This is a genomic window from Ferdinandcohnia jepli (genome assembly GCF_047246645.1).
Lineage (GTDB): Bacteria > Bacillota > Bacilli > Bacillales > Bacillaceae_L > Ferdinandcohnia.
Genome location: NZ_JBFOKR010000014.1, coordinates 91462 through 113373 on the forward strand (window position 1 = coordinate 91462; position 21912 = coordinate 113373).

Genomic DNA, 21912 nt, shown 5'->3' on the forward strand with positions numbered 1-21912 from the left:
GTTATCCAAAAAATATGGCTGTTATTCCAAATTTACGGCCATTAGCAAAAAAAACGGGGTACCCCAGCACCGGATACCCTGCATCACTATGACAACACTTTTTTCACCTTATCAATTGCCCAATCTAATTCTTCCTTTGAAATCACTAATGGTGGAGCAAAGCGAATGACAGTATCATGGGTTTCTTTACAAAGTAGGCCTTCCTCTTTTAGCCTTTCACAATACGGACGTGCTTCATCAGTAAGCTCTACGCCAATAAATAAACCACGACCTCTAATTTCTGTAATAATTGGATTATTAATTTCACGTAACTTTTCCATCATATAGCTGCCAAGTTCCTGGGAACGTTCTGCAAGTTTTTCATCTAGTATTACATCAATAGCAGCTATTGAAACCGCACAAGCTAAAGGGTTTCCGCCAAATGTTGATCCATGAGAACCTGGGTTGAAGACTCCTAGAATGTCTTTATTTGCAGCCACACAAGAAATTGGGAATACACCACCACCTAGAGCCTTACCGAGAATATACATATCGGGCACAACATTTTCCCAATCACAAGCAAACATCTTACCAGAACGAGCCAAGCCTGCTTGGATTTCATCCGCAATATATAGGACATTTTGTTCCTTACAAACTTGATATGCCTCAGCTAGATAACCTTCCCTAGGAATTTTTATACCTGCCTCACCTTGAATCGGTTCAAAGATAAAAGCGGCAGTATTAGGTGTAATTGCTGATCTTAAGGCATCAATATCACCATATGGTATAACTTTTATGCCGGGTAGCATAGGGCCGAATCCACGTTTATATTCATCGCTTGAAGACATTGATACGGCTGTCATAGTTCTGCCGTGGAAATTATCTTCACAAACAATTACTTCTGCTTGGTTTTCAGGAACTCCTTTCACGTCATATGCCCAACGTCGAGCTGCCTTAAAAGCTGTTTCAACAGCTTCGGCTCCAGTATTCATAGGTAAAACCATATCTTTACTTGTTAGTTTTGCAACCTTTTCATACCATGGCCCTAGTTGGTCATTATGGAATGCTCTAGAAGTAAGGGTTATTTTATCGGCCTGTTTCTTTAATGCTTGAATGATTCTTTGATGTCTGTGGCCTTGATTTACAGCTGAGTAGGCACTTAGCATATCCATATATTTGTTTCCTTCAGGATCTTCTACCCAGACACCTTCCGCTTTTGAAATGACAATTGGCAGCGGATGATAATTGTGTGCCCCATACTTGTCGGTTAATGAAATCAGTTCTTCTGATTTACTCAAGACAAATCTCCTCCGTCTAAGGTATTCGTATTTTAACAAGTACTAAAAACATAACAACAGATAGCAAAATGACACCGTTCACATTATTGACACATTTGATCACGAGTAATGAACGTAAGTTAGAATAGATATTTTCTATTTTTCCTATAAACATGCTATTATAGTCCATGAATGTGAAAATGTTTAAGGAGGAAAAAATATGACAGTAAATACACATGCTCATATTACATCTTGGGTAGTTGCAATTATTCTTTTCGTTGTTGCTGCAACATTACTGAATAAAGCCGGGAAAGAAAAAGCTCAAAAAATTGTAAAAATGACATTACGCCTGTTCTACCTATTTATTTTAGCTACTGGACTTTTGCTTCTATTCGGCGGAGTTGAAATCGATGGAGAATACATAGGCAAAGCAGTACTTGGTATTCTTAGTATTGGATTCATGGAAATGATTTTAGCACGTCAAAGTAAAGGCAAGCCGACTGTTATGTTTTGGGTTCTTTTAATTATTGTATTGGTATTAACAATTGCATTAGGAATGCGTCTACCATTGGGAATCTGGAGCGCGTAAAATTTGACAAAAAGCTACTAATTTCGGTAGCTTTTTATTTTTTTGTATATTTTTCGCTAATAAAATATGCTATCTTTAAAAGTAGATACATACTTCATGAGCCCAAAAAGAGTGGTGAATTCCTGCTTTGAGAACGCATAATTTAATATGTAACCATTTCGATGATATCGAACCTTTTATTGAAAACCATAAACTTACTAATGAAAAAAATGTTCTTATTCAAATATATACAGGAAACTTAGATGAACAATATATAAAAAAGATAGCAAAGACACTTGTGTCCCTACTTCCTAATGCAGTAATTATCGGTACTTCAACAGATGGCGAAATTGCAAATGGTACGATTTTAACGAGTACTGTTGTAATTTCATTTACAGTATTTTCTTCTACAAGACTAACATCTACCAATCTATCACTTGACGATTTTAAATCTAGCTTTGAATTAGGTTCTGCTATGATGAACAATATCGTTGAAAAAGACACAGCAGCTATTATTTTATTTGCCAATGGTTTACATATGGATATTGATGACTTTGTGGATGGTATAAACTCATCTAAGTCTAAGGTGAAAATTACCGGTGCATTTGCAGGAGATAATGGTGAGTTCAGAAAATCGTTTGTGTTTTCAAATGGCTACATAATCGAGAACGGAGTTGTTGCAGTCTCTTTATCAAGTGATAATTTACATGTGCATTCAGTTAGTAACTATGATTGGAAAGAAACAGGCACAACCTTTTCTATTACAAAGGCTTCAGATAGAAGGCTTTATAAAATTAGTGGAAAAACTCCACTTACTATAATGAACAAATATCTTGGAAGTGAGTTTACAAACCAACTTCCTAGCTCTGGTCCTCAATTTCCATTTCTGGTTCAGAGGGATGGCAAGGAAGTCTACGCATATATAACGAAAATCCACAAAGATGGATCTGTTACTTTAAGTAGAAAAATATTCGAAGGAGAGAAAGTTTCTTTTTCCTACGCCGACATACCTTCAATGATGGACAAATCTATATCAGTAGTAAAAAAGCTTTCCAATAAACCAGTTGAATCTATTTTTGCTTATAACTGCATGGCAAGACGGAAGTACTTTCGTTCCTACGCAGAGCAGGAATTACAAATGATTGAGCAAATAAGCCCGATATCGGGGTGTTTTTCTTATGGGGAATTTACCTCCGAAAATGGGATCTGTGAGTTTGTTTCGAATACGCTTACTTTTGTCGCTCTTTCAGAAACAGATGCAGTTCCGGTTAGCCGGAAGATCAATTTTAATTTTTCACAATCAGATGAAATGCAAGCCCTTGTGACATTATCAAATATAATTGATGCTACTTCCAAGGAAAAAGAGGAGTTAAATCAGAGTTTTGAAGTTTCTCAACAAAGATACCAATCCTTATTTGAACATAATACAGATGTGGTTTACTCGACGGACCTGGAAGGTAGATTCACAAGTGTGAACCCTGCTTTTGTAAAGACTTTGGGATACACAGAGGAAGAAGTGCTTACTAAAAGCTCACTTTCATATTTAAAAGAATCAGATATACCAAAAACACGGATGCATTTTAAGCGCACTTTAAAAGGAAAAGAGCAATATTATGAACTTGAAGTTTCCTCAAAAAGTGGAGAGAATCTGTTATTTTTAATTAAAAATATTCCAATTATCATTAATGGTGAAAAGGTTGGAATCTACGGAATTGGTCGTAACATTACCGATCAAAGGAAAGCAGAGGAAAAAATTGCTTATTTAGCTTATTTCGATCCTGATACTGGCTTACCAAACCGTTTGCGTTTCACTGAACAGGTAAACGAATTCATTGGACGATTAGTAAAGAAAAAAAATAAGAAAAAACTTGGGATAATGTTCATAGACTTAGATCGATTTAAGTTGATAAATGATACAGTAGGGCATCATGCTGGAGATATGATTTTAAAAGAACTTGTGAATCGGATGAAGGACCTGCTCCCACAGAAAAGTTATTTAGCACGATTTAGTGGCGATAAGTTTACAATTCTTTTTACGAAGGATGTAGAGATTGTTACAATCGTTGATCTCGGTCAGAAGATTTTACACGAAATTGCAAAGCCACTTCTTTATGAAGGACAGGAGTTCTTTTTAACAGGAAGTATGGGAGTAAGTATATACCCTGACGATGGAAGAAAAACAGAACTCTTGTTGAAGCATGCGGATACAGCGATGAACCTTGCGAAGCAGCATGGTGGAAATAAACTGAAATTCTATTCAAGAGAAATGAATGAGCAAGTATTGTACCAGTTGGAATTAGAGGGTTACTTACGTAGAGCACTCGAAAAGAATGAATTCCATTTATGCTATCAACCACTAGTAGACCTTGAAACAGGCTTGGTGTTTGGCAGTGAAGCATTAATAAGGTGGCAGCATCCAAAGCTTGGATTAGTGTCACCAGGAGAATTTATCCCGTTAGCAGAGGAAACGGGCTTGATACATGACATTGGCAAATGGGTACTAAAAGAGGCTTGTCACCAAAATAAAAAATGGCAAGACTTAGGATATGAATATTTAACAATTTCTGTGAATGTTTCTGCAAATCAATTTCAGCAAATGAGCTTTATTGAAGAAGTGAAAGATGCACTCCATGAATCAGGTCTTGCAGCAGAATATTTAACGCTAGAATTAACTGAGGGAGTTATGCTTCGGAATATATCTCACAGTATAATTGTGATGAAAGAGTTGCAAAAACTCGGTGTTAAAGTCTCAATTGATGATTTTGGAACTGGCTACTCCTCTTTAAGTTATCTTAAAGAGCTGCCAATTAATCACTTGAAAATAGATCGGACTTTCATAAATAACTTGCGTGAAAATACCTCAGATATTGCAATTGTCAAAGCAATCATCACGATGGGCCACGGATTATCAGTGAAAGTAGTAGCGGAAGGTGTAGAAACAGACGAACAAATCGCCCTTCTTAAAGAATTGGAATGCCATTATGCACAAGGCTTTTTCATTAATAAGCCTATGAAGAGCGAAGACTTTGAACTAGGTTTAAAAGATATGAAGGCTATATGAAGAGAAAAACAGGTAGGGTTCAATTTTGATATGAACCTACCTGTTTTTTATTTAAATAAAGACGTAAGAATCGCCCGTTTTCCATTCGATAAAGTATATTCGAAACGGTCCTTTTTAATCGTTCCACGAGAAAAATGATGCTGTACAGAGCATATCATTTCCGTATTATCATACATAATAAAATTTACACCTTCGTAATACCCACTCTCTTGATGAAACATCATCTGGTTGTAACAATGAGTGCAATCATATATAGAGAATCCAAGCTTGTTTAAAGTGGTTGTGAACTTTAAAAACTGTTCCTCAGAAAGACTTTCTAATAATTCCTTATAAGCATGAGTTAGTTTTTTTCGAAAACGAATGCAATCTCCATTCTCTAGTTTATAAAAGTATTCATTCATTTGAATAAGTCCATCTTCAACAAAAATTCCTTTTTCCCATCGATTCAAGGTAAAAACTTCAGCTTCCTTCCCAACCATATCCTCAAGCATTGAAGCCTCATCAGATTCCGCATCAAAGAATATCCACTGGTCATTTATACATTCAGTTGTACCCATTATATACGAACGTTTTTGTTCACTTATGCTGCCAAGCCGCTGTTGTAAGTCCAAATCATGATCCTCCATCCGAGATGTATTTAAGAACCTGTCATCCTCTTTTTTAGACAAAAATGAAAAAAATTAAACTTGGAAGTGTTTACATTTTCTTAACCTATCAACATCTTTTCGTTATGGGCATATAATACATTCAGCTTGCTAACCGAGTTTAGCTAAGTGGCAGAAAGGATGATTAATATGTGTGGTATTACAGGGTGGATTGATTTCCAACGGGACGTCAGAAATGACCAGGACATTATCGCTAACATGACAGCTACATTGTCAAAACGTGGACCGGATGACACAAATTATTGGTCGACTGTTCATGCTGTTTTTGGTCACAAACGTTTAGTGGTCGTGGATCCTGAAGGTGGAAAGCAGCCAATGGTACGGAAAAAGGGCGACAACACCTTCACAATTTGCTATAACGGAGAGCTTTATAATACAGAAGACATACGAAAAGAGCTCTTAAAAAGAGGATATCAATTTAATGGTCATTCGGACACGGAGGTTTTATTAACTGCTTATTTAGAGTGGGAAGAAGAATGCGTGAATCATTTGAACGGAATATACGCATTTGCTGTATGGGATGAACAGAAACAAAAGCTTTTTATTGCAAGAGATCGTCTTGGGGTTAAGCCACTCTTTTATAAAGAGGCACATGGAAGCTTACTGTTTGGATCAGAGCTTAAAGCAATTCTTGCTCATCCTTCTGTAAAAGCAGAAGTAGACAGAGAGGGACTTGCAGAGATTTTTGGGCTAGGACCATCAAGAACCCCTGGGAACGGAGTGTTTAAGGGGATTAGTGAACTGCGTCCAGCCCATGCCTTAACCTTTAGTAAAAACGGATTAAAAGTGTGGCGTTATTGGAATGTCAAAAGTGAACAGCACACAGATTCTTTAGACGAAACTACGACTAAAGTACGTGACTTGTTTACAGATGCCGTTACAAGACAACTTGTATCAGACGTCCCAGTATGTACTTTTTTATCAGGTGGGGTAGATTCAAGTGCAATTACGGCCATCGCTGCAAAGCATTTTGAACAAGAAGGTAAGGGTTCATTACACACGTATTCCATAGATTACGAAGGAAATGACCAGCATTTTGAGGCAAATGAATTTCAACCAGATTCCGATGAAATGTATATTAAAAAAATGTCAGATATGTTTAATACGAAACATCATTACAGCATAATCACCCAACAAAAGTTGGTAGATGAATTACATGAAGCGGTTATTGTTCGTGACTTACCGGGTATGGCAGATGTTGATTCCTCTCTATTATGGTTTTGTAAGGAAATTAAACAGGATTTTGTGGTAGGTTTGTCAGGGGAATGTGCTGACGAAATCTTTGGAGGATATCCGTGGTTTCACAGACCTGATGACCTGGCATCAGAGGGCTTCCCTTGGATGAGGTCGACTTCTGAGCGTAACGGTTTATTACAGAGTCACTGGAGAGAGAAACTTAAGCTTGGAGAATATGTTCGGTATCGTTTTGAAGAGACAGTAAAAGAAACACCAAGCTTAGAGGGAGAGAGTCCAGTTGATGCAAGACGGAGAGAATTATTCTATCTAAATATGATTTGGTTCATGACAACCTTACTAGAGCGCAAGGACCGTATGAGTATGGGTGCTAGTCTTGAAGTACGTGTACCATTTGCTGATCATCGACTCGTGGAATATGTATGGAACATTCCATGGGAAATGAAAATGTATGGAAATCGTGAGAAAGGGCTTTTACGCCGCTCTCTGGAGGGGATATTGCCTGATGAGGTTCTGTACCGTAAGAAAAGTCCTTATCCAAAGACTCACAACCCTGTCTATGCACAAGCAGTGAAAGGGTGGCTAAACGAAATACTAGAAGATAAGAGCTCGGCGTTGTATGAATTCTTTGAATTACAAAAACTCAAGGAAGTCGTAGATTCAGAGGGGAGCTCGTTTAAACTTCCTTGGTTTGGTCAGCTGATGACTGGTCCTCAGCTACTTGCCTATCTAGCACAGGTTCATGTTTGGTTTAAAGAGTATAATGTGAATATTAAAGAATCTTAAGTTACGAGAAACAGCCTACTAGTGTTTGTAGGCTGTTTTTTGGTTGGTGTATATTGAAAGGCTAAAACACAAGGCGTGTTCAGAAATTGTGGAATATATGTTTTGTAGTTTTAAACTTCTTTATCGCGATGTTTGCTAAGAATCGTATTTTTTGATTAAAAATCGTATTTCCGATTTAAAAATCATAAATTCTCGCTAAAAATCGTAAATCCCAATTAAAAATCGTATTTCGAATTTAAAATGCATAAAGCTCATTTAAGCTCAGAATCATTAACTACTTACAGCAATTTAACAATCTATTCTAATCAAATTCGGTATCTTAAAGGACTTTTAATCTATTTTAAAGCCTTCTTTCCCTAAAAGAGTGCCAAAATCAGCACGTTTTTAAATGAAAGACAGATTTGAGACCAGGAAAGTAGAAAAATATATCAAATGGCACAACTTTTTCATAGTAAGATGGAGGATTTTCCAAACTTTACATAGAATAGCAAACCTTTAGTCAATAAAAAAGCACTAGCATTACGACTTTCAATCGTAACGCTAGCACTATCTATTATTATTGATAGGAAACACACCATGCTAAATGCAAAGGCATACCGATGATTTGCACCAGGGCATTTCTTATATAACTGCCGCCTTTTTTTCATCTGTAGCAAAGGATTTATTTTGCCAAGCACGTGAACGCCAGCGCCATAGCATTACAACTCCACGGAGCCACTCATCAACGATAAAGGATATCCAGACCCCGACAAGGCCTAATTCATAATGAATGCCAAGTACATAGGCGATTGGTACGGCAACACCCCACATTGATAGAATTCCAATGTATACCGGTAGTTTCACATCACCTGCCGCACGAAGAGCATTAATCAGAACAAGATTAAAAGCGCGGCCAGGTTCAAGAATAATAGTAAGTAAGATTAGCACTCCACCAGTTTTGATGATATCAGGATTATCTGTGAAGATTGACAGCAGTGGAGCACTGAATATGGAAAAGACAACTGCCATGACACCGGAAATCGCTATTCCTAAATATAAACTTTTTAAGGCACGTTTGTATGCATTTTCATATTGCCTGGCACCAATCATCTGACCAATCAAAATTTGAGTTCCTTGACTTATTGCTGCACTAAACAAAAGAATGAGCCACATTAGGTTTTGAGTATACACCTTTGTAGTAAGTGCTTGAGTACCCATAATCGTAATAAAATACGTGATTAACATTTGAGACCCATTATAAGAAAGCTGTTCCCCGGCAGAAGGTATACCAATTTTAAGTAAATTTTTCAAATGTATAACAGGGATTGAAAGAATTTCTTTAAACGGAAGGCCATGTTCAATGCGCTTAACCAATAAGATAATGATGGCAACTAATCCGATTATCCTACTTGCGGTAGTAGAGATAGCTACTCCTTCCACACCCAATACCGGAATCCCAAAAGGACCGAAGATAAATAGATAGTTTCCTATTATATTTAAGATATTCATTCCTACCGTTACATACATTGTATCTCTAGTATAGCCGTAACTTCGAAGTATAGCTCCAATTGTCATAATTACCGCTTGAGGAAAAGAAAATAGCCCTACAATTGCTAGATAACTATGTGACTCTGCAAATAACTCACTCGGTATATCCATTAAGTGTAATAATTGTTTACTAAAGATGAAGATTACAACACTTAAAATAATCCCAAAAAGAAGGTTAGCATAGATAGAAACTACTGCAACCTCGGAAGCACTCCGATTGTCATTTGCTCCGAAGTGCTGGGCTACTAAGACAGCAGTTCCAGTAGCAACAAATCCAAACATGACAATAATTAATGAGAGTATCTGGTTTGAAACTCCAACCGCCGCTACTGAATTATCAGAGTACATACTTAACATTAATGTATCAGCATTTCCCATTAATATATGTAACAATGATTCAATAAAGATTGGCCATGTTAGCGCAAAAAGTGTTAGCCTTTTTGTATTTATTTTTTCATTCATTCTTCTTTTCAACCTCTCTGGCCATTTCAGTATAGAAAGCATTTTCAGTTTATCACGCAAGTTAAACTTTAAGAACCGAATATTTAGAATTACTAAAGAAATTACAGTCTAAAATATACTTTGTTAAGGCTAAGATAAATCTACTTTTTGGGGGGAAATGCCTTTATCTGATGTGTAGGATAATTTATGAACAATAGCCGAAAATCCACTGTTATATTTGACTTTTTAAGAAAGAAAGGGTTACCTTAAATAAGGATAATTACATAGAAGGTAGGAGTTTGGAGATGCAAAAGCAAGTGATAGGTTTAATGCTTCTTACATTACTACTCTTTTCTGCTTTTCCGGTTCATGCGGATCAGGTAGAAGAGAGAAGTTTTGAAGAGGAATCGATATATTTTATTATGGTTGACCGCTTTAACAATGGTGATACATCCAATGATGCTGATGTAGATCATACAAATCCGGTCGCATATCAAGGTGGAGACCTGAAGGGTATTACTGATAAACTCGACTATATTAAAGAAATGGGCTTTACATCTATACTATTAACTCCGATATTTAATAACGGAGCTGATGGATATAACGGATATAATATTGAAAATTATACCGAGTTAGAAGAACATTTTGGAACAATTGAGGATTTAAAAGAGCTTACAACACAGGCACATAAAAAGAATATGAAGGTTATTCTTGATCTGGGATTACGTTCAGTTAATGGAACTCCTCTTAATCAAGGAGAAATGCTCGAAGTTGCACAGAAATGGATTCAGGAAGCAGATATTGATGGATATAAACTTGATATTACTGATGGCATGGAAGAAGGGGTCATAGCAAAACTTTCAGAATCAGTAAAAACAGTTAAAGAGAACTTTATAGTAATTGGACAACAAGCGGGCAAGGTAGAGACTCATTTATCTCAGTTTAAAGACGCAGGCGTTGATTTGTTCTTTAATAACTTACTGTACCAAGGTGTTACAAGCTTTAGTATTCCGAATCAAGGCTTTGAGAATCTGGAGGCCAATTGGGACCAATTGAGCCAAGATTACAAGAACCCAAATAGGTTGTTAACTTTTATGGATAATCAAGATACCATGCGATTTACCTATTTATCGACAGAAGAAAACGAACATCCGGCCCCACGAATTAAACTTGGCTTAACTTATATGTACACAGCACCGGGGATACCAATTGTATATTATGGTACAGAAATTGCGCTAAATGGAGCAGAACCACCTGCAAATAGCGGATTAATGGATTTCCGGACTGACCAGGAGCTTGTTGAGTATATTACGTTATTATCAAAAGTAAGAACATCGATACCGGCACTAACTAAGGGAACGTTCGAAGTTATTGCAAACGAAGGTGGCATGTTACTCTTCAAACGTGAGTATGAGGGTGAGACGGCTTACGTTGCAATTAATAATACATTAAAAGCTCAGAAGTTTACATTCTCAAGCGAACAAATAGGTAAAGATAAAGAACTAAAAGGTCTTCTAACGGAAGATCTTGTAAGACCTGTTGATGACGAATTTAATGTTGTAGTTGAACGAGATGCAGCAGAAGTGTACCTGGTTCAAAACAGCACCAAAATCAATTACTCATTATTTCTAGCAGTATTCATTGTGCCGCTACTCATGATAGGATTCATCTACCTAAACAAAAAAAGACACGGTAACAACCCAAAACCAGAATAAGCGCATAACGCAAGCACCACCCAGAGGGTGGTGCTACTTTATTGTGTTTTTGCGGTGACAGGCACCGCAAAAACACAAATGTCCACCTGTGGTGTCAGGCACCGCAAAAACACAAATGTCCACCTGTGGTGTCAGGCACCACGAAAAGACAAGTGTCCTCTCCAGGCGGACACTTTACCTACCCGTTTACGATTTCGCCGCCGTTTATGTGGAGGATTTGGCCTGTCATGTAAGATGAGTCGTCGCTTGCTAGGAAGACGTAGGATGGTGCTACTTCTTCAGGTTGGCCTGGGCGTTTCATTGGTGTTGTTGCACCGAATTTGGCAACTTGGTCACTAGTAAAGGTTGATGGGATAAGTGGTGTCCAGATTGGACCTGGTGCAACACCATTTACGCGAATCCCTTTACCTACTAATTGTGCTGACAGTGAACGTGTAAAGGACACCACTGCGCCTTTTGTTGAAGAGTAATCAAGTAGCTGTTTATTCCCTTTATAAGCAGTAACTGAAGCTGTATTGATAATTGCACTTCCTTGTTTAAGATATGGTAATGCTGCCTTTGTTAAATAAAAATAGGAGAAGATATTCGTCCGGAAAGTACGTTCCAGTTGCTCAGAACTAATATCCTCCAAACTCTTCTGAGGGTGCTGTTCGGCAGCATTATTAACTAGAATATCAAGTTTTCCAAACGTATCAATTGTCTTCTGAATGATCTGCTTACAAAACTCTTCATCACCAATATCTCCGGCTAATAATAGGCAGTTTTGTCCTTCTTCTTCGATTTGTCGCTTTGTTTCCTTTGCATCTTCATGTTCGTTTAAATAGACTATGACAACATTTGCGCCTTCCTTTGCAAAATAGATCCCAGCTGCTTTTCCAATCCCACTGTCACCACCAGTAATAATGGCTACTTTATCTTTAAGTTTATTGCTACCACTATATGTTCTATCTTCTGAAATCGGTTTTGGATGCATCTCCGATTCTAGTCCTGGTTGTTGGTCTTGATGCTGGGGTGGAAGAACATTCTTTTGATTTGATTGTTGGTTATTACTCATTTCATCTTCCTCCTAAACGATAATATTAAAGCCCATATTAATTAATTTCTAATAAAACCAATAGGAATATACATGAGCAACTGAAAAGTAGATTAATTTTCCTAATTAGAACCCCAGAAAAATTTTTCAAAGGATTTAGAAGGTTCATACAGAATATAAATAAATAGGTAGTATTACATAAAAGGGGTTGTTTGAATGACAGAAAAAACGCAAAGGACAGTAAAGAAATACACTATTGAGCAATTTATCAATACAGAGTCTATTATGTATAATTCAATATCATATAACGCTGAAAGGATCTTATATTCTAGCAATAAAACAGGAATTTTTAACGCATTTTCAATCGGAATAAATGATGGTTCCTCCGTTCAATTAACAAATTCTACTGATGATGCTATATATGCAGTTTCGTATTTTCCAAATGATCAGCGGATCCTTTATTTAAGTGACAAGGGTGGAAATGAAATCCTCCATATTTTTGTACGTGAAGAAGACGGCAGTGTTCGGGATGTAACCCCAGGTGAGCAGGAACGTGCACTTTTTTATGGATGGAGCAAAGACGAAAAGAGCTTTTATTACGGTTCAAATAAGCGAAATCCCAGTTACATGGACGTCTATGAAATGTCAATTGAAGACTACAGTTCAACACTGCTTTTCCAAAATGATGAAGGCTATGAATTTTCGGCAATATCACCAGATAAAAACCTAATAGCGTTACGTAAAATAAGTAACTCTAATAAATCTGACATGTTTCTTTATAACGTCTCAACAAAGACCGTGACTGACATTGTAAAAGTGGAGGGAGATGTTCAATACATTCCACAAATGTTCAATGCAGACTGCACAGAGTTATATTATGTAACTGATGAAGACACCGAATTTTTACACTTGAAAAAATATAACTTGGTAAGCGGACACCATGAAGTAGTAGCAAAAGATAATTGGGATATTGAATTTGCAACTTTTTCACCTCGCTATTCCTATCTAGTTTATCGAACTAATAAGGATGCAAGTAGTGAAATGAAGGTCATTAACCAAGACACAAACACGCCTGTTGTTCTTCAAGGTATCCCAGAGGGACAAATAACATCCTTAAAAATATCAAAAAACGAAGATTTTATCAGTTTAATGATTAGCAGCTCACATTCTCCGGACAATTTATATGTCTATAGTCTAAAAACTGATAGTTTGACGAGACTTACAGATACTCTTAACCCTGAAATAATTCCAGAGGACTTGGTAAAAGCGGAAGTGATTAGATACCCTTCATTTGATGGTTTAGAAATTCCAGCTATATACTACAGACCTCATGTAGCAGAAGGAGAAAAAGTACCTGCACTTGTATTTGTACATGGCGGCCCAGGTGGACAATCAACAACGAATTATAATCCTATGTTTCAATACATCGTTAATCATGGATATGCTGTTATCGCGGTAAACAATCGGGGAAGTTCTGGCTATGGTAAGACCTTCTTTAAAGCTGCAGATTTAAAACACGGGGAAGTTGACTTGGCAGATTGTGTTGCAGCTAAGACTTTTTTAAACAACCAAGATTATATTGATTCAGAAAGAATCGGAATTATCGGTGGAAGTTATGGAGGATATATGGTACTAGCTGCCTTAGCATTTAGGCCGGATGAATTTAAGGTAGGGGTAGACATTTTTGGGGTCTCTAACTGGGAACGTACCTTAAAAAGCATACCTGCATGGTGGGAATCAATGCGAGATGCATTGTATAAGAAACTAGGAAATCCTTATACCCAAACGGATTATATTCGCAGTATTTCGCCACTGTTCCATGCAGATAAAATCAATAAACCTCTTATCGTCTTACAAGGTTCAAATGATCCACGTGTTTTACAGGTGGAATCAGATGAAATCGTGGAAGCCTTACGGAAAAACAATGTCCCTGTCGAATATGTGGTATTCCCAGATGAAGGGCATGGCTTTACGAAAAAGGAAAACCGGATAACAGGCTATCAACAAATTGTTGAGTTTTTAAATCAATACTTGTAAGCGGAGGTAGCGATGGAAGTAACAATAAGACTAGCAGAAATACAAGATGCAGAACAAATTATTGCACATACGAAAACCGTGTTATCTGAGTCTACATTTATGTTAACGGCACTAGAAGAGTTTAATGTAACGGTAGAACAAGAGGAAAAATTTATTGAGAGCCATCAAAAACCCGGCAGTCTAATAATTGTTGCTGAAGTAAACGGAGTCATCGTCGGGTGTGCTAATTTTCAAACCTCGAAAAAAGTCAGACTTTCTCATTTGGGCTATTTTGGAATTAGCATACAAGAAGCCTATTGTAATAAGGGAATTGGTCGGAAATTACTTGAATATTTACTTGAATGGGCAAAAGCAGAACCTGGGTTAGAAAAAGTATGCCTTGAAGTCTTTTCACATAATGAACGAGCGATTCATCTCTATAAAAAACTCGGATTCCAAGAGGAAGGCCGAAAAGTAAACTTTGTGAAATTTAGTGATGAACATTATGAGGACGAGATTTTAATGTATCAATATGTAAAATGAATGGAGGCTTACGCTATGAACATAACTGTATATTTAGCAGGACAAATTCATGATAATTGGAGAGAGGATATAAAAGCAAAGGCAGAAGAAAAGGGGTTACCGTTAACCTTTGTGGGTCCACAAACAAACCATGATCGTTCAGATAATATCGGTGAGGAAATACTGGGTAAACAACCAGGCAATTATTATAAAGATGATGCAGCCTCTGACATTAATAATTTCCGTACTCAAGTGTTACTACAAAAAGCTGATGTAGTCATTGCTTTATTCGGTGAAAAATATAAACAATGGAACACAGCAATGGACGCGAGTGCTGCTATTACAATGAACAAACCAACCATTATAGTACGACCTGAGTCACTCATTCATCCACTTAAGGAACTTTCTAATAAAGCTAATGTTACCGTTGAAACGGTTGACCAAGCATTAGATGTACTAAGCTATATATTTGAATAAAATAAAGCAGTGGGCTCTTGTCCCACTGCTTGTATATTTTAACGATAATTAATAAATTGAACATCAATTGGGAGGTCTGCCCCGCGGATAGCTGCAATGATCTGTTGCAGATCATCTCTGTTTTTGCCGGTTACACGAACTTGATCATCCTGAACCTGGCTCTTCACTTTTAATCCACTGTTTTTAATAATCGTATTAATTTTCTTTGCATTTTCCTTATCGATTCCCTGAATTAGCTTAGCACGTTGACGAACAGTTCCACCTGAAGCATTTTCAATTTTTCCATAATCGATATTTCTGGTCGCAACTCCACGCTTAATCATTTTACTAATCAAGACATCTTTTAATTGTTCAAGCTTGTATTCATCGTCTGAAATGAGCACAAGCTCTTCTTTATCAAGGGAAATATCGCTTTTGCTTCCTTTAAAATCATAACGTGTTTGTATTTCCTTTTTAGCAATGCTAATCGCATTTGTAACCTCTGGTAAATCAACTTTTGAAACAATATCAAATGAACTCTCTTTTGACATTGGGTACCTCCTAAAAAGTATATTTGACTTGATTATAGTAAATGTAAGCAAATTGAACAACTTTTTCCACCTAATTTATGATGTAATATGCTATTTTGAGAAAATATATAGTAAATGTTAGTGATAAACGTCTATACTAAGTAAAGTAAGTTTTTTAGAGTACAGAAAAAGGAAGGTTTAATACAATGGATGAATTAATACCAGGTACGGTAGTAACTTTGCGTGTTGATAGAGATGCTCCGTTCGGTTACTTTTTAACAAATGGAGAAGAAGATGTATTATTACATAAAAATGAAATCATTGGGGATTTTGACGAAGACGCTGATCATACTGTCTTTTTGTTTCAAGATCATCAAGGACGACTTGCTGCGTCCATGAAGATTCCAACAGTTCAACTAGATTCATATGACTGGGCGGAAGTAGTTGAAGTGAAGCATGAATTAGGTGCCTTTGTGAATATCGGAATAAACAAAGATATCCTGGTTTCAAAGGATGATCTTCATGAGCTATGGGACCTTTGGCCAGAAAAGGGAGACAAGCTGTATGTTTCACTAAAAACAGATAAAAACGGAAGACTGTTTGGTAAGCTTGCGACCGAGGATATCATCCGCTCATTAGCAAAGCCGGCAACTCGTAAGGAGTTTAACAAAAATATATCCGGTACAGTATACCGTTTGCTGTTAGCAGGTTCTTTTATTATCAGTGATGAGGGTTACATAGGATTTATCCATGAAAGTCAAAGGAAACGTGAACCCCGTCTAGGTGAAAAAGTTCAAGGTAGAATTATTGATGTAAAAGAGGATGGCTCTGTAAATGTATCTTTACTAGGTAGAGGCCATGAAGTAATGGATGATGATGCAGAAAAACTATACTCTTACATGGAGGGCCGTGGTGGTGCAATGCCATATTCCGATAAAAGTAACGCAGAGGATATACAGGCACGGTTCAATATGAGTAAGGGAGCCTTCAAGCGGGCACTTGGTAAACTTATGAAAGAAGGGAAAGTGTACCAGGAGGAAGGCTGGACCTATTTTAAAAAGGATTAATGAAAAGAGCATCGGATTTAAACCCGATGCTCTTACTATTGGTATTATAAATGATCTGTTTTCTTTGAATATTGATGCTTGCCACGCTGACGATTTTTTTCTCTCATCATGTTCTTTTCATGGCGTAATGCGTTATTATCTTGTGCTTTTTTATCATTATCACTTGTCTTAGGCATTGTTGAACACTCCCTTCAGTACTTTCAAAATTAGCTTTTCCAGTCGTGTTCAAACTATTAGCTTAAGCTTTTGGTAATTCGTTTAAAAAGAAAATCGCAATTGTACCAGGACCTGCATGCGAACCAATTGCAGCACCAATCATGTTGATGTAAACTGATTTGCAACCGAATTTTTCTTCAAAAAGGCGCTTATATTCAAGAGCTTCTCCCTCAACATCACCATGACTAATCGCAATTGTTTGCTGAGATAAATCTTTTCCACGTTCCTCCATTAGTTCAAGGATTCGCTTAGCAACTTTCTTTTTACCACGGATTTTTTCTAAAGGAATTAGTTTTCCATCCTCAACATTAAGAATTGGCTTAATATTTAATAACCCGCCTACAAATGCTGAAGCTTTGCTAACGCGACCACCACGAGCTAAATATTCAAGGTCATCCACAGTGAAAAGGTGAACCATGTGGTTGATATAGAAGGTTACCAATTCAATTATTTCTTCCTTTGAACCACCCTTTGCTGCAAGTTCTGCTGCAGCTTTTGCAACAAGACCTTGTCCTAAAGAAGCACATTTTGTATCGATAATTGTTAAATCTAATTCTGGAAATTCTTCCTTTACTTCATCTCTCATCATAACTGCAGTTTGATATGTACCTGATAGTTCAGATGAAAAGGCAATATATAAACCAGCTTGCTTTTCTTTTGCTAATTCTGTAAATACATCTTTAAAGCGTTGAGGAGAAACCTGAGAAGTTTTAGGCGCTTTCCCATCCCTCATTGCATTGAACACTTCAGCTGGATGTATTGTTGCTATATCTTCATAGTCCTGTCCGTCTAGATGAACTCCTAAAGAGAATAATGTTACATCATAATCCTTAAAAAATTGTAGCGGTAAGTCGCTTCCACTATCAGTAAGAATTTTAAGAGTCATACCTTCACCTTCTTTTTCATTAGAAATTTTTATAAAGAAATACTATAAATGCTCAATGTTATAAAATGATATGTCTATCGTAAGTGTATCTAGTAATCGATAAAATTACAACAATTGTGGGTAAATTTTGTGTTACCGGAGGAAGTTTATCGTAAAAGTGTATCTTTATTGTAATATCGAGGTTTCCAAAGATTTCTTTCGAGCCGTTTTGGGTAACTTAAATACGAACGATAACATAGGAGGACGTATGGAATGGTTTTTAGCGAAATAAAAAAAATTGCAATTGTTATTATTGGTGCATTATTAAATGCGATAGGACTTAATTTATTTTTAATTCCAGCTGATGTTTATTCAGGAGGGTTTACAGGGATTGCTCAGTTGCTTTTCCGAATCCTTGGAGAATATACCGCAATCCACATATCGATGGGGATCATTTTATTACTATTAAATATCCCGGTTGCAATACTAGGTTGGAGAAAGGTAGGTAAATCTTTTACCCTATACAGTTTCCTATCAGTTGCCTTAACAACCGTCTTTTTATCTATCATACCCCTTGAACGAATTTCTAATGATATCTTACTTAATGCCGTTTTTGGAGGCGTAATTCAAGCACTTGGTATTGGCCTTACATTAAAATGGGGTGCTTCCACAGGCGGGCTTGATATTATAGCAATGGTATTATCAAGACAAAAAGATAAACCTATTGGAACTTATTTTTTTATTTTAAATGCATTAATTATTTTAACTGCAGGTCTACTATACGGATGGGAGAAGGCACTTTATACACTGGTATCCTTATATGTCTCTACAAGAGTGATTGATACAGTCCATACTAGCCATGTAAAACTGACTGCTATGATTGTAACGAAAAAGGCCGACGAACTTAAAAAAGCAATTCACTCCAAACTAGTTAGAGGAATAACGCTAATCCCCGCAAAAGGGGCTTTCTCAAATGATGACAAAAATATGTTAATGATAGTTGTTACTAGATATGAGCTCTTTGATTTAGAAAGAGTGATAAAAGAGGTAGATCCACATGCTTTTACTAATATTGTGCAAACCATAGGTGTATTTGGTTTTTTCCGTAAGGATCAGTAACTTTTTTAACCAAAGCTACGACTGATATAGTAAAGGGGTGACAAACATGAAAAAAAGACTACTTATCGTAATACTATTAGTAATGGGGATGTTTGTTTTTACTGGGTGTGGTGCAACATCAGAAGAATCAGTTCCAGTTAATTCTGGGAACGGAGAAAACATTGATTCTGAAGAAACTCCTGTAGAAGAAAATGAGGACAATGGGGTTGAAGAGAACGTGGTTGATAAGCTAAATACGAGTGTGTCTGTTGATGCTGGACAGAACGAAGCTGTTTTTAAAATATCGTTAAAAAATACTAGTGAAGCTCCAGTGAAAGTGACATTTACCTCAGGACAAAGATATGAACTAGTTGTAACCAATGTAAATAATGAAGAAGTCTATCGCTATTCAATTGATAAACTATTCATTCAAGCAATAGAAGAAATGGAATTAGCAGCCGGAGAAGAAAAGACTTGGGAAGAAGCATGGAACTACAATGCCAATGACGGAACAAGACTTCCTGCTGGTGAATATAAGGTAACTGCACAAGTAGTTGCTAAACAGACAAACCAGCAAGAATTAACTGGCACTCAACTTACTTCTGAGTCAAGTTTTACAATCCCAGAAGCAAACACAGCTTTTAGAAATGTCCAAGTAATGGGTGAGAATGGAGAGTATATTGTTACTGGTGAAGCCAGAGTATTTGAAGGAAGCTTTTTCTACTCAGTAGAAGATGGCCATAATTACGTGATAAAAGAAACGGTAATGCAAGCGAATGAAGGTGCACCAGCATGGTCTCCTTTTGAAATAAAGCTATCTATTCCAGAGGATAAGTTTCCCGAGAATGGATCACTTATCGTTCATTTGTATGAAAGAAGTGCGAAAGATGGAGCTATTACAAATTCATATCACGCGAGACTTCAACAGTTCCAATAGGGGATAGGGTCAGACTTCAGTGTCTGACCCTATTTTAATGGTTGAACTACAATATCTTTAGCCTGGAGATTATGGCTATTAGCTTAATCAGCAATAGTTAACTTTGCAGCTGATCAAGTTCATTTTGTAGTTCGCGAAGCTGTTCTTTTTCGGCTGTTGTCGAGTTTGCGTAAGCAGAAGAAAGTGCGTTCTTTGCAACACCGATAGCATCCTCGAATGACATATCAGATTGTCCTGTGCTTGCTTGTTTGGCAAGTGCAACAGTTTCACGTGCTTTCTGAAATAACATATTTCCCATGTTATATTCCTCCACGTGAAGATTGTTCGACGTTACGCATCTTTTGTTCTTCTGCTTCCGCTAAAGTAGAACGGTAAGGAAAGCGCTGAGAGTGTTGTTGTACTGCATCTGCACCTTGATGAACAAATCGTTTTGATTTATTGCTACCCATCCGTATACTCCCCCTTTAACAGCTTTAAAAGAAGCGCTTGTGCGCCATTTATAGTGTTTGACAAATTGATGGGGATATATCAGGTAATTATTTCTGATAATAAAAGCGCAAGCGCCTTTGAAAAAGGAACATCGACTAAAAACCCGCCACGTCCTGTGGCGAACGTCGATGTCAGCACATCCTGTGCAAGTCCGACAAGCGCTGGCCGGCTAATGTCGCCACGTCCTGTGGCAACGCCGGCACTAGCACATCCTGTGCGTCGGAACCCTGACGAGGAGGCTCTAAAAATTGCTAAAGCAATTTTTCTGCGATGCTTATGCTCACGAAGCCATTCCTTAGTGTTGCCGCCGCAGGATGGGTGAAGCGACCTCGAGTTGCTTAAAAGCAAAGCTTTTGCGCAAGATACTCACAGAAGCTTATTCAGATAGGAAAACTGGCTAGGCGCTGGAGCTAGACATGTAAAAAACATGTTGTATGTTAATACTTTCTAACGTTAAAAAGACCAGCACAATGGCTGGTTCGCTTACTTGGCAGATAGGAAAGTATAAAATTCTTTCCTATCTGGAAAAGTGCAATACGGCTCTGCTGTCGCCTAAAGGCTCGGCAATCGCCGGATTTTCTAGTCTTTTCCAATATTTAAAAGTTCTTCTAAATAAATGGCGATGCCATCTTCTTCGTTTGAAAGAGTGACGTCTTTAGCAATATTTTTTAAGTCATCAATTGCATTCCCCATAGCAATCCCATGACCAGCGTGCTCAATCATTTCTAAGTCATTATCTTCATCACCGAACGCTATAATTCGGTCAGTAGGTATATTATAATAGTCGGCAACCTTTTGCACACCAACTGCTTTGTTTAATCCAAGTTTAATGATTTCAATCACATGCCATGGTGCAGCCCATTTTCGATGGTCAATTACTGCTGCGTGTACGTCCGAAAGGTACTTTCGTATTTGATCTACATTGGTTTCCTCAGGATGAATAAGTACTGATGTAGGGTCATGCTTTAAAATTTTCCGTAAATCGCCTGTCTCTATATTAGGCTCTCCCATACCAAAAATATCAAGTAATGTTTCATCATGATAATGAAAATACACATCATCTATAACTTCAGCCAATATGTTTTTAACTCTGAATTCATCCGCAATCTCAACAATTTCCTTAACCGTCTTTAAGTCAAGGGTATCATGATAAACACCCCAGTTTTGATCAAGAGGATGGTGTATAAAAGCACCGTTAAAATTGACGATTGGTGTATTTAATCCAAGCTCTTTGTAATACATTGAACTTGAACGAAACGGACGACCTGTTGCAATCATAACAATATGACCAGCTTGTTTCGCTTTGAAAAGCGCTTCCTTTGACCGATTTGAAATTGTTTTATTATCTTTTAGTAATGTACCATCTAAATCAAGTGCTATTAAATGTTGTTTTGTCATAGTATCCCCTTTGCTGTAAGTTATCTTATTAAACTTCTCCACTGCTAAGCATTGAAAAAAGTTAAACTTTTT

At 37.2% G+C, this 21912-nt stretch carries 20 protein-coding genes; 10 read left to right on the forward strand and 10 right to left on the reverse strand.

All coding sequences use genetic code 11. From position 1 onward, the window contains the following. Positions 1-86 precede the first annotated feature (86 nt). Positions 87-1277: an ornithine--oxo-acid transaminase gene (locus tag AB3M96_RS15875; protein ID WP_412968610.1), complete on the reverse strand. Its 1191-nt coding sequence runs from the start codon at positions 1275-1277 to the stop codon at positions 87-89. Positions 1278-1476: 199 nt separating this feature from the next. On the opposite strand from AB3M96_RS15875, the gene AB3M96_RS15880 reads away from it, so the two are divergent. Both AB3M96_RS15880 and AB3M96_RS15885 read left to right on the forward strand, forming a co-directional pair. Next, a complete protein-coding gene (locus tag AB3M96_RS15880; protein ID WP_412968611.1) occupies positions 1477-1845 on the forward strand; it encodes a YisL family protein in 369 nt (122 codons plus the stop codon). Between the two features lie 127 nt (positions 1846-1972). Continuing rightward, on the forward strand, positions 1973-4885 hold the full coding sequence (locus tag AB3M96_RS15885; protein WP_412968612.1) for a bifunctional diguanylate cyclase/phosphodiesterase: 2913 nt from the start codon (positions 1973-1975) through the stop codon (positions 4883-4885). Between the two features lie 47 nt (positions 4886-4932). Here AB3M96_RS15885 and AB3M96_RS15890 read toward each other — a convergent pair whose 3' ends face one another. After that, entirely contained in the window at positions 4933-5553 is a 621-nt protein-coding gene (locus AB3M96_RS15890; protein ID WP_412968613.1) for a DUF2777 domain-containing protein, read from the reverse strand. A gap of 117 nt (positions 5554-5670) precedes the next feature. On the opposite strand from AB3M96_RS15890, the gene asnB reads away from it, so the two are divergent. Next, positions 5671-7530, forward strand: a complete 1860-nt coding sequence (gene asnB, locus AB3M96_RS15895; protein WP_412968614.1) for an asparagine synthase (glutamine-hydrolyzing) — start codon at positions 5671-5673, stop codon at positions 7528-7530. Between the two features lie 621 nt (positions 7531-8151). Here the strand turns inward: asnB and AB3M96_RS15900 are convergent. Continuing rightward, a complete protein-coding gene (locus AB3M96_RS15900) occupies positions 8152-9519 on the reverse strand; it encodes an MATE family efflux transporter (protein ID WP_412968615.1) in 1368 nt (455 codons plus the stop codon). Positions 9520-9803: 284 nt separating this feature from the next. On the opposite strand from AB3M96_RS15900, the gene AB3M96_RS15905 reads away from it, so the two are divergent. Continuing rightward, entirely contained in the window at positions 9804-11213 is a 1410-nt protein-coding gene (locus AB3M96_RS15905; protein ID WP_412968616.1) for an alpha-amylase family glycosyl hydrolase, read from the forward strand. Between the two features lie 178 nt (positions 11214-11391). On the opposite strand, the gene AB3M96_RS15910 is transcribed toward AB3M96_RS15905, so the two are convergent. Then, on the reverse strand, positions 11392-12267 hold the full coding sequence (locus AB3M96_RS15910; protein WP_412968617.1) for an SDR family oxidoreductase: 876 nt from the start codon (positions 12265-12267) through the stop codon (positions 11392-11394). A 195-nt stretch (positions 12268-12462) separates the two neighbouring features. Here AB3M96_RS15910 and AB3M96_RS15915 point away from each other — a divergent pair, with 195 nt between their 5' ends. The 3 genes from AB3M96_RS15915 to AB3M96_RS15925 are packed head-to-tail and all read left to right on the forward strand — an operon-like array spanning position 12463 to position 15261. Beyond that, positions 12463-14283: a S9 family peptidase gene (locus AB3M96_RS15915; protein ID WP_412968618.1), complete on the forward strand. Its 1821-nt coding sequence runs from the start codon at positions 12463-12465 to the stop codon at positions 14281-14283. Between the two features lie 12 nt (positions 14284-14295). Further along, on the forward strand, positions 14296-14805 hold the full coding sequence (locus AB3M96_RS15920) for a GNAT family N-acetyltransferase (protein WP_412968619.1): 510 nt from the start codon (positions 14296-14298) through the stop codon (positions 14803-14805). A 15-nt stretch (positions 14806-14820) separates the two neighbouring features. Next, positions 14821-15261, forward strand: coding sequence for a YtoQ family protein (locus AB3M96_RS15925; protein ID WP_412968620.1), 441 nt, complete (start codon positions 14821-14823; stop codon positions 15259-15261). A gap of 38 nt (positions 15262-15299) precedes the next feature. Here the strand turns inward: AB3M96_RS15925 and AB3M96_RS15930 are convergent, their stop codons facing one another. After that, positions 15300-15791 carry a YajQ family cyclic di-GMP-binding protein gene (locus AB3M96_RS15930; protein ID WP_412968621.1) on the reverse strand — a complete coding sequence of 164 codons (492 nt, stop codon included), beginning with the start codon at positions 15789-15791 and terminating at the stop codon, positions 15300-15302. A gap of 185 nt (positions 15792-15976) precedes the next feature. Between AB3M96_RS15930 and AB3M96_RS15935 the strand changes: the two genes are divergently transcribed. Continuing rightward, complete coding sequence (locus tag AB3M96_RS15935) at positions 15977-16837, forward strand: CvfB family protein (protein ID WP_412968622.1); 861 nt, start codon at positions 15977-15979, stop codon at positions 16835-16837. Between the two features lie 44 nt (positions 16838-16881). Here the strand turns inward: AB3M96_RS15935 and AB3M96_RS15940 are convergent, their stop codons facing one another. Both AB3M96_RS15940 and AB3M96_RS15945 read right to left on the reverse strand, forming a co-directional pair. Continuing rightward, positions 16882-17013, reverse strand: a complete 132-nt coding sequence (locus AB3M96_RS15940) for a DUF3941 domain-containing protein (RefSeq protein WP_412968623.1) — start codon at positions 17011-17013, stop codon at positions 16882-16884. Positions 17014-17075: 62 nt separating this feature from the next. Continuing rightward, positions 17076-17939, reverse strand: a complete 864-nt coding sequence (locus AB3M96_RS15945; protein WP_412968624.1) for a DegV family protein — start codon at positions 17937-17939, stop codon at positions 17076-17078. A gap of 252 nt (positions 17940-18191) precedes the next feature. Between AB3M96_RS15945 and AB3M96_RS15950 the strand changes: the two genes are divergently transcribed. Then, complete coding sequence (locus AB3M96_RS15950) at positions 18192-19037, forward strand: YitT family protein (protein WP_412968625.1); 846 nt, start codon at positions 18192-18194, stop codon at positions 19035-19037. 46 nt (positions 19038-19083) lie between these two features. Beyond that, positions 19084-19953 (forward strand): BsuPI-related putative proteinase inhibitor, encoded by an 870-nt coding sequence (locus tag AB3M96_RS15955; RefSeq protein WP_412968626.1) that lies wholly within the window; start codon positions 19084-19086, stop codon positions 19951-19953. A gap of 97 nt (positions 19954-20050) precedes the next feature. Here AB3M96_RS15955 and AB3M96_RS15960 read toward each other — a convergent pair whose 3' ends face one another. The 3 genes from AB3M96_RS15960 to AB3M96_RS15970 all read right to left on the reverse strand — a co-directional run bounded on the left by AB3M96_RS15960 (position 20051) and on the right by AB3M96_RS15970 (position 21840). Beyond that, positions 20051-20251 (reverse strand): DUF3813 domain-containing protein, encoded by a 201-nt coding sequence (locus AB3M96_RS15960; protein ID WP_412968627.1) that lies wholly within the window; start codon positions 20249-20251, stop codon positions 20051-20053. A gap of 1 nt (position 20252) precedes the next feature. Then, on the reverse strand, positions 20253-20402 hold the full coding sequence (locus AB3M96_RS15965; protein ID WP_412968628.1) for a competence protein: 150 nt from the start codon (positions 20400-20402) through the stop codon (positions 20253-20255). Between the two features lie 619 nt (positions 20403-21021). After that, positions 21022-21840: a Cof-type HAD-IIB family hydrolase gene (locus AB3M96_RS15970; RefSeq protein WP_412968629.1), complete on the reverse strand. Its 819-nt coding sequence runs from the start codon at positions 21838-21840 to the stop codon at positions 21022-21024. Positions 21841-21912: the final 72 nt, after the last annotated feature.

What these genes read in the sequence shown, in the direction of transcription:
- AB3M96_RS15880 (WP_412968611.1), top strand. Translation starts at nt 1,477, where the DNA reads ATGACAGTAAATACACATGCTCATATTACATCTTGGGTAGTTGCAATT.
- asnB (WP_412968614.1), top strand. Translation starts at nt 5,671, where the DNA reads ATGATTAATATGTGTGGTATTACAGGGTGGATTGATTTCCAACGGGAC.
- AB3M96_RS15900 (WP_412968615.1), bottom strand. Translation starts at nt 9,519, where the DNA reads ATGAATGAAAAAATAAATACAAAAAGGCTAACACTTTTTGCGCTAACA.
- AB3M96_RS15905 (WP_412968616.1), top strand. Translation starts at nt 9,804, where the DNA reads ATGCAAAAGCAAGTGATAGGTTTAATGCTTCTTACATTACTACTCTTT.
- AB3M96_RS15910 (WP_412968617.1), bottom strand. Translation starts at nt 12,267, where the DNA reads ATGAGTAATAACCAACAATCAAATCAAAAGAATGTTCTTCCACCCCAG.
- AB3M96_RS15915 (WP_412968618.1), top strand. Translation starts at nt 12,463, where the DNA reads ATGACAGAAAAAACGCAAAGGACAGTAAAGAAATACACTATTGAGCAA.
- AB3M96_RS15920 (WP_412968619.1), top strand. Translation starts at nt 14,296, where the DNA reads ATGGAAGTAACAATAAGACTAGCAGAAATACAAGATGCAGAACAAATT.
- AB3M96_RS15925 (WP_412968620.1), top strand. Translation starts at nt 14,821, where the DNA reads ATGAACATAACTGTATATTTAGCAGGACAAATTCATGATAATTGGAGA.
- AB3M96_RS15930 (WP_412968621.1), bottom strand. Translation starts at nt 15,791, where the DNA reads ATGTCAAAAGAGAGTTCATTTGATATTGTTTCAAAAGTTGATTTACCA.
- AB3M96_RS15935 (WP_412968622.1), top strand. Translation starts at nt 15,977, where the DNA reads ATGGATGAATTAATACCAGGTACGGTAGTAACTTTGCGTGTTGATAGA.
- AB3M96_RS15940 (WP_412968623.1), bottom strand. Translation starts at nt 17,013, where the DNA reads ATGCCTAAGACAAGTGATAATGATAAAAAAGCACAAGATAATAACGCA.
- AB3M96_RS15945 (WP_412968624.1), bottom strand. Translation starts at nt 17,939, where the DNA reads ATGACTCTTAAAATTCTTACTGATAGTGGAAGCGACTTACCGCTACAA.
- AB3M96_RS15950 (WP_412968625.1), top strand. Translation starts at nt 18,192, where the DNA reads ATGGTTTTTAGCGAAATAAAAAAAATTGCAATTGTTATTATTGGTGCA.
- AB3M96_RS15955 (WP_412968626.1), top strand. Translation starts at nt 19,084, where the DNA reads ATGAAAAAAAGACTACTTATCGTAATACTATTAGTAATGGGGATGTTT.
- AB3M96_RS15960 (WP_412968627.1), bottom strand. Translation starts at nt 20,251, where the DNA reads ATGGGAAATATGTTATTTCAGAAAGCACGTGAAACTGTTGCACTTGCC.
- AB3M96_RS15965 (WP_412968628.1), bottom strand. Translation starts at nt 20,402, where the DNA reads ATGGGTAGCAATAAATCAAAACGATTTGTTCATCAAGGTGCAGATGCA.
- AB3M96_RS15970 (WP_412968629.1), bottom strand. Translation starts at nt 21,840, where the DNA reads ATGACAAAACAACATTTAATAGCACTTGATTTAGATGGTACATTACTA.